The organism is uncultured Maribacter sp., from assembly GCF_947495965.1.
In the GTDB taxonomy this organism is placed as follows: Bacteria; Bacteroidota; Bacteroidia; order Flavobacteriales; family Flavobacteriaceae; genus Maribacter_B.
Map to the genome: position 1 here is coordinate 1 of NZ_CANMBB010000015.1, position 11,444 is coordinate 11,444.

An 11,444-nucleotide genomic window follows, 5' to 3' on the forward strand; every position below is an offset into this window, starting at 1 on the left:
AGGAGTTAGGAGTTAGGAGTTAGGAGTTAGGAGTTAGGAGTTAGGAGTTAGGAGTTAGGAGTTAGGAGTTAGGAGTTTAAAGATGATTATATTAAATAACATATTAGAAAATAAAGACCTAAAATTATTAGCAACTTATTTACAAAAAAAAGTAAAATATTAGGCTTGCGACTTTAGACTTTAGACTTTAGACTTTAGACTTTAGACTTTAGACAAAAAAAACAAAAAAAAGTAGGGTATTTACCTTTACAGTTGTTATACCTATATAAAGCTAAAAATGATGCAAGAAAATTACTTAGCAAAATGGCTCAATAATGAGTTAACAGAAGAAGAACTCGCTGCCTTTAAGCAGACCGAGGAATATGCTTCGTATAAAAAAATTAAAGATGCATCTTCTAATTTAGAAGCTCCTGCTTTTAATATAGATGCCGCTTGGAAAGAACATAAGAATAGACGTATCGTTAAAGAGTCTAAAACTATAGTTCTAAAACCATACAAACGCTTTTTACAACTTGCTGCTGCTGTAGCCGTTTTATTAATTGCTTCCTATTTTTATTTAGGAACCTTAGACCAATCTATAAGTACCCAGTACGCAGAAAATAAAGCGGTAATTTTACCAGACACTTCAGAAGTTCTGCTAAATGCAGAATCTTCTATTTCTTACAATAAAAACAATTGGAATAAAAAAAGGAACCTTTCTTTAAATGGAGAAGCCTATTTTAAAGTTGCTAAAGGAAAACGCTTTACCGTTGCTACAGATAATGGTACTGTGGCTGTTTTAGGCACCCAATTTAATGTTGAAAATAGAGAAGGTTTTTTTGAAGTTACCTGTTTTGAAGGTTTAGTAAGTGTTACCTACAATGGTAAAGAAACAAAATTACCAGCAGGCACTTCTTTTCTTGTCATAGACGGTAAAGAAATTGCCGTAAATGGTCCAGAGAATACCGCCCCTTCTTGGATACATAAAGAAAGTTCTTTTAAAAGTATTCCTTTATCCTATGTTTTTAAAGAATTACAAAGACAACATAATGTAACTGTAGAGGTTAAAAATATAGACACTAAACAGTTATTTACAGGTACTTTTAGCAATACCAACATAAATTTAGCGTTGCAAAGTATAAGTGTTCCTACTCAAATACAATATAATTTAGAGGGGAATAAAGTAATTTTTTATGCAGAAAGCGCTGAATAACAAATTAACTTATTTCTTTTTTTTTGCATTTCTTTTCTTAAGTTTTTCTATAGGAATAGCGCAAGAACTACCTGCCAATACCCTAACTTTAAAAGCACAATTAAAAAAAATAGAAAATACTTATTCTATAAAATTTTCTTTTGTAGATTCTGCAATATCAGACCTAAAAATTAACCTTAAATCTGGCAGTTCTTTAGAAGAACAATTGCAAGAAATAACAGAAAAAACTAATCTTTCTATTCAAAAAATTAATGACCGTTATTATGCTATAACAGCAAATACTACAATAACTATCTGCGGAGAGGTTTTAGATAATTTTAAAAGCAACCCGCTCGCAAGTGCTACCATACAAGTAGTTAATAGTAAAAAATCTACTATTACAAATACCAAAGGAGAATTTAGTTTTACTAATATTCCTATGGATGCTTTATTACAAATAAAATATTTAGGATATAAGACTAAGTTTATAGTCGCAAAAGAGTTAGTAAAAAAAGATGCCTGCCCCAAAATTGTGATGTCTCAAAAATATCAGGAATTAAATGAAGTTATAGTTTATAAATTCCTAACTACAGGCTTAAGTAAAAACACTAACGGTAGTATTAGCATAAATACAGAAGACTTTGGAATTTTACCAGGGCAAATAGAACCCGACATTCTAAAAACAATACAAGCGCTACCAGGTATTAAAAGTATTGATGAAACTGTTTCTGACATTAATATTAGAGGTGGTACTAATGACCAAAATTTAATTCTATGGGATGGTATAAAAATGTACCAATCTGGACACTTTTTTGGATTAATATCTGCATTTAACCCCTATTTAACGCATAAAATTACTAGTATAAAAAATGGAAGCAGTGCCCAATATGGCGATGGTGTAAGTGGTGTTTTAGATATTACAACAAAAGACCACATTACTAATACTTTTAAAGGTGGAGCTGGAATAAATTTAATTACAGTAGATGCTTTTGGAAGAATACCTATCAACAAAAAAATAGGCTTTCAGTTTTCTGCAAGGCGCTCCTTAACCGATTTTTTAGATACCCCCACATACACTCGTTTTTTTGACAAAGCTTTTCAAGACAGTAATGTATCTAAGGTAAATAGCTCTCAAGAAAACCAAAGAGATGCTACTTTTTATTTTTATGATTTTACAGGAAAAATACTTTATGACATAAATACAAAACATAAAATTCGTTTTAATGTAATGCGCAGTAGCAATACACTAAATTATACAGAGAAAAGAAATGACACCTTACAATCTGCTAGTAATCTAGACCAAACAAATTTTTCATTTGGTGCTAATTTAAATAGCAAATGGAGTCCTTATTTTTCTTCGGATTTAATAGCGTATTACACCAAATACAATCTTAATGCTAATAATTTAAATTCTAATAATTCTCAACAATTAGAACAACAGAATGAAGTTTTAGAAACTGCTTTAAAATGGAATACAAGGTATACCCCTAATGCTAATTTTACATGGAAAAACGGGTATCATTTAAACGAAGTGGGTATTACCAATTACACTTTTGTAACCCAACCTCCTTTTAATAGTAATATAAAAGGAGTTATTAGAACGCATGCTTTGTATTCTGAAGTGACATATGCTTCAGAAGAGGAAAAATTTTATGTACAAGCTGGCGGAAGGTTACATTTTATAGAAAACTTAAATACTTTTAAAGAAACCATTTTAGAACCAAGATTAGCTGTTAGTTATAAATTATCTAATGCTCTTAAACTAGAAACCAAAGGCGAATATAAAAGTCAATATACTAATCAGATAATAGATTTAGAACAAAACTTTTTAGGTATAGAAAAAAGAAGATGGATTTTATCTGACGGAGAACAACTCCCCATTACAAAAAGCAAACAAGCATCTTTAGGAATAACCTATGACCGTAATAATCTTTACATAGGATTAGAAGGTTTTTTAAAAGAAGTAAAAGGTATAAGTACTGCCACACAAGGGTTTCAAAACCAATACCAATTTAATGGTGAAATAGGGCAATATGCAATTAAAGGTTTAGAGTTTTTAATTAATAAAAAAAGCACCTATTATAGCTTGTGGTTAAGTTACGCTTACAATACCAATATTTATACTTTTAAAACATTAACCCCACAACACTTTCCAAACAATTTAGATATAAAGCATACCGCTACACTTGCAGGAACATATAACTACAAAAAAATAAAAATAGGATTGGGTTTAAATTATAGAAGTGGTAAACCTTATACCCAACCACAAGAAGGAGACAATGCTTTAAACACTAGTTTTTTTCCTGCAAGAATAAATTATAAAGAACCTAATACTAGCCGTCTACCAGAGTATATAAGAGCAGATGGCTCTATTACTTATAGTTTTAAACTATCTTCAAAAATTAATGCCATTGCCGGTGCAGCTATTCTTAATTTTACAGGAAGAAAAAACATATTAAACACCTACTATAGAGTAAAAGATACTAACGAAATAGAAACCATACAAAGTATATCTATTGGTGCTACTCCTAATGCAAGTTTTAGAGTTCGTTTTTAAACCCGCTTTATGCATTAGAACATCTATTACATATTAAAATTACTTCAAAATTAAACGTTTCGTTGTACTTTTTAATTTAACCATAGTGGTGCTATGCTACAATTAATAAAGCACTTGACTTTATTATACTTTCAAACCTCATAACAACATTCTACTGCATAAAGCGGCTTAAAACTCTCTCTTACCAAATTCACTCTCTATGAATTTAGAACGGTTTTTGTTTTTGTTAAATGAGTAGGTTACGTTTAAGATAATCCTATCTACCTCTAAAACATAATTGGTAGTAGTAAAAAACTCTCCGTCTCTGCTAGTTGTTATTCTTTGTTCATTGGTATTTAACAATCCCATGTCCATGTTTTGCCATTGCAAAGTAGCTACCAATTTGTTATCTAAAAAGGTTTTTCTAAAGGTTAAATTTGGTAAATAAAATTCTGAATCTTCTCCTTGCGCAGTTTTTCGTTTAGATAAATAATTTACTGTAAATTGTAAAGAAGCCGTATCATTAAAAGTATAGGTACTATTAGCGTTTACGGAAAAAACAGTGGCATCACTATCTACACTACGCCCATCATACTCCCCATCTATAGTATAATTATAAATATTACCTCCAATAAAATTAGACCAATTTCCTGTTGCTTTAAATTGACTTCCTAACTCTACCCCTGTTACATGTGCCTTACCTACATTAGAATATATTCTATCTAAAATAGTATCATTATAAATTTGGTTTACTCTGTTTACCAAATTCTTTACGTCTCTATAATATGCAGTTGCGTAAACAGAATTTCCGTTTTTATATTTTTTGGTAATACCAAGCTCCACTAAATCTATAAATTCTGGACGCAAAGTTGGATCTCCTTGCTCTAAAGTTTCGGAATGTTCCCTTTCTCTAAACGGGTTTAACTTAAAAGATGTGGTACGCTCAACACGCTTACTATAGGCTAACTTTACCTTAGTATCTTTGTTTATGCTATAATGTAATGATGCCGAAGGGAATAATTTTTCATATTTATAAGCATATGTAGTATCTACGGTTTGTGTTTTATCTTTTAAATCTAGAGTTCTGTCCATTGCCTCTACACGAACACCTGCAGCATAATCCCATTTACTTTTTTTACCGTTTAATTGTATATATCCGGAGTGTATGGTTCTTGTTAAATCTACCTGACTAGAAAATTCTGGAACCAGCTCAAACTCCTGCGTTGTATTATTACGTCTTTCATAAACAAAATCTCCTTTATGGTCTAAGTTTCTATACTGGTAACCAGTTTCTATTTTTCCAAAAGAAAGTGGTACAAAACTATAATCTATCTGCGCTCGTATTCCGTGTAAAGGATTATCATTGGTGTTAAACTCATCCTGTAAAATTACCTCTGTATTTGGGAATGCTAAATTCCTATTGGTAGTTGGGCCACCTAAAAGAGTATATTCGTATAAAAATGAACTAGATAACTTAGAGGTATTTGTAAAAGTATGGCTGTAATCTAAACTCCCAAGAACAAAATCGCCCTTCCTAATTCTTAAATTTTCATTAAAGTATTGAAAAGTATAATCTCTTGTAGAACCATTTACTGGAGTAATAGAATGGTTGTCATAATACAAAATATCAGCCCTTCTATCTTTAGAACGTTTTCCTCCAAAAAAGCCAAGAGAAAATTCATTTTTTGTATCTGGTGTATAATCTAATGTAAACCTTCCAGAATAGTTAGTTTCATCATAACTACGTTCCCCGTCTGAAGGAAACCTTGTAAAAGTATCCTCTATAATTGTATACACATCTCCTTCTCTTCTACCCGTAACATCATTACGTTGGTAACTTGCTCCAAGAGAAACATTCCATTTATCGGAACGTACATTATAAGTAACATCTGCTCCATAACGTTGTGCAGCCTCCCCGTTATCATAATCTTCTATAGAAGGGAAACCTCCTTTTACATTTATTTGCGTAAACGTACCATTGGTTGCTCCTTTTTTTGTAATTATATTTAGAATACCACCTTTACCTTCTGGGTCATATTTTGCCGATGGTGCCGTAATTAACTCTACCCTTTCTATAGCGTTTGCTGGTAATTGGTTTAACATAGTTGCAGCATTCCCTTGCACTGGTTTCCCATTTAGTAGCGCAACAAAACCTGTGGTTCCACGAACACTTATATCTCCTAAGCCATTAACATTTACCGATGGTAGATTCTTAATAACATCGGTAGCACTACCACCTTGACTGTTTTGAAAAACTTTAGCATCATAAACCTGGCGGTCTATTTTATTAATTACAGTAGCTCTATTGGCTTTTAACACAACCTCATCTAACTCAGTACCTCCTATAGATAAACCTATGGTACCAAGTTCTTTTATACGGTTATTCTCTAGTACAATATTATTTATAGTTTTAGTTTCATACCCTAAAAAAGAGACCTCTAAATAATAACTCCCTTTTTTAAGATTAGGAATTGAAAATACCCCATTAATATCTGTAATAACCCCAGTTACTAATTCTTTATTCGCTTGCTTAAAAATTGCAGCTGTTGCATATTCTAATGGTTCATTCGTATCTACATCTATTATTTTACCCGTTACTTGAGCAAAACACGTTGTTATAGCAAGTAAAAAAAAGGCAATAAAATATTGGTATTTCATTCTTCTATTAATTATTGGATATTTGTAATATTTAAACACCAGCAAATGTAAGTAACTAAAAAAAGCACTAGTGGTCTATTTGAAAAAGGTATGGTCTTTTTTCTACAACATATCTTTACGAAAAGCATTTGGCGTAACATTTGTTTGCCTTTTAAATTATTTTGTTAAGTGCGAGTTCTCTTTAAATTCAAAAGAATTTGAAATTTCGCTAATGGTTAGGTTCGTATATATTAACAATCTTTTTACTTCACTAATTATAAAAATTTGATAGAATTTTGGAGGCAGATTGGCCACTTTCTTTTCTACAAACTGCATTTAAATTTTGTGCCGAAAATAAAACACTCTTGTCTACGTATGCGAATGTAAATGTTTTATCAAATAATAAATGTTAAAAATACGTTTAAATTTAATTCTAGATTTAGTGGTGATTTACTTTAACATTCTAGAAATAATAGAAAATAGTTCTGGAAATTGAATTTTAAATTCCTGCGGTGTTTCTACAAAACATTCTACAGATACTGCAAAAAACTCATGAATATTTGTTTTACCATATTCTCTAAAATAGTTTGATGCATTTACTCTTGCTATAAAATCTGGGTTTTTAAACAACCTATTTATTTTACGCATACCAAACATAAAAATATAAGACCTAAAGTTTAATTTATTTGCAATGTTAAAACTTATAGCATGCGAAAACTCATGTACTGCCAAGTTAATATTATCATTAGGAATTTTAAATCCTTGCAGTAAATTTTCTGCTGAAAAAACTAACATTTTTAAAGACGGGTTGTATTCGCCATAATGCTTTTTCTTGGTATAAAGAGAATAATACTCTTTTGGATATACCCGTATTTTTTCTACGGAAAGGATTAGAAAATCGGCCATGCTTAAGGTTAGCATTACAGCTGTAGCACTTAGTAAAAGGGTAATTTTTTCTTGCTGTTTTACATCTTCATGAAAAAGGATTTTTTTTCTTTTTCTAAAACGAACTACTCTTTTTCTAAAAAGTTTCTTTTTCTTTTTAGACAAGTCTTTATAAAAAGGCAAATAATACAGAATAGTTTTTTCTTCCTCCTTAGTTAGCGGAGTTATTCTTTTAAACGGATTAAGAAAAAATAAATCTAAGGTATAGTAAATAATGTATAACAGATATCCAAAAACAAGAGTTAAAAGCCCATAAGCAAAAATATCTACGCCATTTATCATATACTGTATAAGTAGGTTTTATGAAAGAAAAGTTACATTCTTTCTGGCACCTCTACCCCTAATAATTTAAAAGCATCTTGTATAACAGCGCTCACTTTTTTAGAAAGCTGAACTCTAAAAATTTTCTTTTGCTCCTCTTGCTCTCCTAAAATAGATACATTCTGATAGAAAGAATTAAACTCCTTTACCAAATCATACGTATAGTTTGCAATAATAGCCGGGCTATAATTTTCTGCAGCCAATTGTATGGTTTCTGGAAAAATTTGTAACTGCTTTACTAACTCTTTCTCTTTATCCTGTAAAGAAAAAGATGCTTCTATAGTATCTTCTATTGCCACACCCGTACTTTCTGCTTTACGCAAAATAGATTGTATTCTGGCATAGGTATATTGTATAAAAGGCCCTGTATTCCCCTGAAAATCTACCGACTCTTCTGGATTAAATAAAATACGTTTTTTAGGATCTACCTTTAAGATGTAATACTTTAGAGCCCCCAAACCTATCATTTTATAAAGTGCCTCTTTTTCCTCTTTTGAATACTCTTCTAACTTTCCTAACTCTTCGGATATTTGTGCAGCAGTCTGCGCCATATCTTCCATTAAGTCATCGGCATCAACAACAGTACCTTCTCTACTCTTCATTTTTCCGCTAGGTAAATCTACCATACCATAACTTAGATGAAATAAATTTTTGGCCCATGAGAATCCTAATTTCTTCAAGATTAAGAACAATACTTTAAAATGATAATCTTGTTCATTCCCTACGGTATAGACCATACCGTTAACATCTTCATAATCTTTTACACGTTGTATGGCTGTACCAATATCTTGCGTCATGTACACGGCTGTACCATCGGAACGTAAAACAATTTTTTCATCCAAACCTTCGTCTGTAAGGTCTATCCAAACGCTACCATCTTCTTTTTTATAAAAAACCCCTTTTTGGAGACCATCTGCAACCACATCTTTTCCTAACAAATAGGTATTACTCTCGTAGTACAATTGGTCAAAATTTACCCCAAGGTTTTTATAGGTAACATCAAAACCTGCATATACCCATTGGTTCATGGTTTTCCAAAGTTCTACAACTTCTTTATCACCAGCCTCCCACTTACGTAACATTTCTTGTGCAGCAACTAAAATAGGAGCTTCTTTTTCTGCCACTTCCTTAGTAGAACCGTTGGCAACTAAATCTGCAACTTCTGCTTTGTACGCCTGATCAAAAGCAACATAGTAGTTCCCTACAAGTTTATCGCCTTTTAAACCTGTACTTTCTGGAGTTTCATTATTTCCAAAACGTTGCCATGCTAACATACTCTTACAAATATGAATACCACGGTCGTTTATTATTTGTGTTTTATATACTTTTTTACCTGCTGCCTTTAAAATCTCGGCTACCGAATAGCCTAATAAGTTATTACGAATATGCCCTAAATGCAAAGGTTTGTTTGTATTTGGCGAAGAATATTCTACCATTACTGCTTCTTTGCTATTTGCTTTGGCGTATCCAAATTGGGACTCATTTTTAATGGTATTAAAGAAGTTTACATAAAAAGCATCTGCAATTACTAAATTTAAAAAACCTTTTACTACATTAAAATCTGTTACCTCGGCAACTTCTTTGCTAAGGTACTCTCCTATTTGCTGACCTATTTGTGCAGGGTTCCCTTTTACCACACGTAACATTGGAAAAATAACTACAGTAATATCTCCGCTAAAGTCTTTACGAGTAGGCTGAAACTCTACCACTGGCAGCTCTGCATTAAAAATTGTCTGTACAGCTTCTTTAACTTTTGTAGTAAGTACTTCTTGTATGTTCATTGGTAACCCGTATTTAAGGCTGCAAAACTACGGAAAATTATAATCTTTTTTAGCATTAAAGGTTTTCCCCTCTTTATTACAAAAAGGTTTTTTATTCTTATAAATTAAAATGATAATTTACTTACAAATATTATATTTGATGTAAACGAGAACAAAATGTCCTGTTATCCGGAAATGTATAGGGGATATATTGGAATATTGTTCTCGATATAACAAGTTAGCACACATTTGAAAAAATAATGGAAGTCACGATAAACCACGGAACTTTAGATGATATTGAGTTTCCAGAAATAGTCTATAAATACCGAGATTGGAATAATGACTGGAACAAAAAATTTATCACAGAAAAAGAAGTTTATATGGCTTCACCAAATCAATTTGAGGATAAGTTGGATTGCAAAATACCTGTCAGTTATGAAATGATGACTAAAAATCAAGCGGAACAGTTTTATGACCGCTTATCTCGACTTGCTCAACCGAATTTATCTCGACAACAAAGACGCAAGGAAATCAGAAATAGAATTAATGCTAAAGAATATAAAAACGAACTAAAAAACGAACAATATCAAAAATTCTATTTTGACCAATATTTCCAAAGAATAGGCATATTAAGTTTAACAGCTGAACCTTGTCTGGATGAAATGTGGAAAAAATATGCAAATGACCATAAAGGCTTTTGTGTTGGATACAATTCAAGAATACTTTTTGAACATTTAGGAGGTGGAGCAAAAGTTGAATATTTTGACGAAATACCGATTTTATTGCCTGACCCAATAATGAACCGAGAGGAAATTCGATATAAACAAGTCTATTTTAAGGAAAGAAAATGGGAATTTGAACAAGAATATAGAACTCAAAAGTTTTGGTTTGATGGTGCGACAATAGATGATAGAAATATTAAAATTCCGAAAGAGGCATTTAATACAGTCATTTTAGGAAAAGATATGACTGCAGAAGATAAATTAGATATTACTAATGCAATCAGGGAAAATATCGGAGAAATAAAAATCATTGAGCATAAAAACGTGTGCTAACAATGTATATAAAAAATAGCGCAAGTCTTTGCTAACACAAAGGTTTGGGCATTTTTTGGAAGTCGCCAAATTTTTAAATTTGACGATTTCCAAATAAAAAGATAAATAATAAAATTTAAAAATTCGGCTTGTGTTTAATCCGAAAAGTAACAGCTTATTTTCAGCGCTACTTTTCATATACGGAGCCGTTGTGATTAATTTGGAAATGGAAATAAAACAAGCATCTAAATATTCAATTTATAATATGTCCGAGTTGGAGAAAACCAACAAAGCAGGATGTTACCACTGTAAGTCTACTTTTGACACATCTGAAATCTCAGAAACAACTGATGATGGTAAAACAGCTATGTGTCCTAAATGTGGTATTGATAGCGTTCTTCCTGATTCTTCTCCTTTTAAAATTGATAAAAAAACATTAACAGAATTAAATAATTATTGGTTTTAAAATGGATAATTTGACAGCCCCTTTCGTATGCTTTTCTTGTCGTAAACAGTTTGAAAGAAACTGGGATGGAAAACAAAACTATAAAGATTGTCCTAAATGCGGAGATAGCACAATTAGGTATGACCATAAATTCAGAGTGCAAAAAAAATCAGATGATTCTGAATGGAAAAAGGTTGAATTTCTTCGAGATAACGGATTCTATTTTCAAAGAGTCTATGATGTTATTGAACAGAATGTTTATCAATATGCTTCCTATCCCAAAGATTTAAAAGAAGCTAAGGAATTTGTAATCAAATACAAACAATTCTCAATTGACTTATAAAATGAACTGGAAAACAGAAATTACAGAGATTTCAAATAACGTTTATACATTAACAATGATTCATAAGTTAGGTCCTCGAATTGAAAAAACAGGAACTGATATTGAAATCTTAAAAAAGGAGGCAATTGCTGACTCAATTATAATTGAAAAAGATATTGATAAAAAAACTAATCACAATCGAGTAGACGGCTCTCCCCATAATTGAGGAGAGTGCGCCTCTCACACCACCGTACGTACGGGTCTCGTATACGG

General features: G+C 31.5%; 9 protein-coding genes. 6 read left to right on the forward strand and 3 right to left on the reverse strand.

The features are described 5' to 3' along the window. The first annotated feature begins 277 nt into the window (after positions 1-277). Both Q0820_RS16760 and Q0820_RS16765 read left to right on the forward strand, forming a co-directional pair. The gene (locus Q0820_RS16760; RefSeq protein WP_366941672.1) at positions 278-1,192 is read left to right on the forward strand and encodes a FecR family protein; all 915 of its coding nucleotides are present in this window, start codon (positions 278-280) and stop codon (positions 1,190-1,192) included. Next, positions 1,173-3,728, forward strand: coding sequence for a TonB-dependent receptor (locus tag Q0820_RS16765; RefSeq protein ID WP_298489431.1), 2,556 nt, complete (start codon positions 1,173-1,175; stop codon positions 3,726-3,728). The genes Q0820_RS16760 and Q0820_RS16765 overlap by 20 nt, the downstream gene beginning before the upstream one ends. 168 nt (positions 3,729-3,896) lie before the next feature. Here Q0820_RS16765 and Q0820_RS16770 read toward each other — a convergent pair whose 3' ends face one another. The 3 genes from Q0820_RS16770 to argS form a co-directional block, all read right to left on the reverse strand. Further along, a complete protein-coding gene (locus Q0820_RS16770) occupies positions 3,897-6,365 on the reverse strand; it encodes a TonB-dependent receptor (protein WP_298489433.1) in 2,469 nt (822 codons plus the stop codon). Positions 6,366-6,794: 429 nt separating this feature from the next. After that, the gene (locus tag Q0820_RS16775) at positions 6,795-7,571 is read right to left on the reverse strand and encodes a zinc-dependent peptidase (protein ID WP_298489435.1); all 777 of its coding nucleotides are present in this window, start codon (positions 7,569-7,571) and stop codon (positions 6,795-6,797) included. 32 nt (positions 7,572-7,603) lie between these two features. Then, positions 7,604-9,391, reverse strand: a complete 1,788-nt coding sequence (gene argS / locus Q0820_RS16780) for an arginine--tRNA ligase (RefSeq protein ID WP_298489437.1) — start codon at positions 9,389-9,391, stop codon at positions 7,604-7,606. A gap of 239 nt (positions 9,392-9,630) precedes the next feature. Here argS and Q0820_RS16785 point away from each other — a divergent pair, with 239 nt between their 5' ends. The 4 genes from Q0820_RS16785 (at position 9,631) to Q0820_RS16800 (ending at position 11,397) form a co-directional block, all read left to right on the forward strand. Next, positions 9,631-10,425, forward strand: coding sequence for a DUF2971 domain-containing protein (locus Q0820_RS16785; protein WP_298489439.1), 795 nt, complete (start codon positions 9,631-9,633; stop codon positions 10,423-10,425). Between the two features lie 244 nt (positions 10,426-10,669). Next, positions 10,670-10,870, forward strand: a complete 201-nt coding sequence (locus tag Q0820_RS16790; RefSeq protein WP_298489441.1) for a hypothetical protein — start codon at positions 10,670-10,672, stop codon at positions 10,868-10,870. Positions 10,871-10,880: 10 nt separating this feature from the next. Next, positions 10,881-11,192 carry a hypothetical protein gene (locus tag Q0820_RS16795; RefSeq protein WP_298489443.1) on the forward strand — a complete coding sequence of 104 codons (312 nt, stop codon included), beginning with the start codon at positions 10,881-10,883 and terminating at the stop codon, positions 11,190-11,192. A 1-nt stretch (position 11,193) separates the two neighbouring features. Further along, positions 11,194-11,397: a hypothetical protein gene (locus tag Q0820_RS16800; RefSeq protein WP_298489445.1), complete on the forward strand. Its 204-nt coding sequence runs from the start codon at positions 11,194-11,196 to the stop codon at positions 11,395-11,397. Positions 11,398-11,444 lie beyond the last annotated feature (47 nt).

Bases quoted from the DNA above. Each gene is read 5' to 3' on its own strand.
- Q0820_RS16775 (WP_298489435.1), bottom strand. From the start codon at position 7,571: ATGATAAATGGCGTAGATATTTTTGCTTATGGGCTTTTAACTCTTGTT.
- argS (WP_298489437.1), bottom strand. From the start codon at position 9,391: ATGAACATACAAGAAGTACTTACTACAAAAGTTAAAGAAGCTGTACAG.
- Q0820_RS16785 (WP_298489439.1), top strand. From the start codon at position 9,631: ATGGAAGTCACGATAAACCACGGAACTTTAGATGATATTGAGTTTCCA.
- Q0820_RS16800 (WP_298489445.1), top strand. From the start codon at position 11,194: ATGAACTGGAAAACAGAAATTACAGAGATTTCAAATAACGTTTATACA.
- Q0820_RS16765 (WP_298489431.1), top strand. From the start codon at position 1,173: ATGCAGAAAGCGCTGAATAACAAATTAACTTATTTCTTTTTTTTTGCA.
- Q0820_RS16760 (WP_366941672.1), top strand. From the start codon at position 278: ATGATGCAAGAAAATTACTTAGCAAAATGGCTCAATAATGAGTTAACA.
- Q0820_RS16770 (WP_298489433.1), bottom strand. From the start codon at position 6,365: ATGAAATACCAATATTTTATTGCCTTTTTTTTACTTGCTATAACAACG.
- Q0820_RS16790 (WP_298489441.1), top strand. From the start codon at position 10,670: ATGTCCGAGTTGGAGAAAACCAACAAAGCAGGATGTTACCACTGTAAG.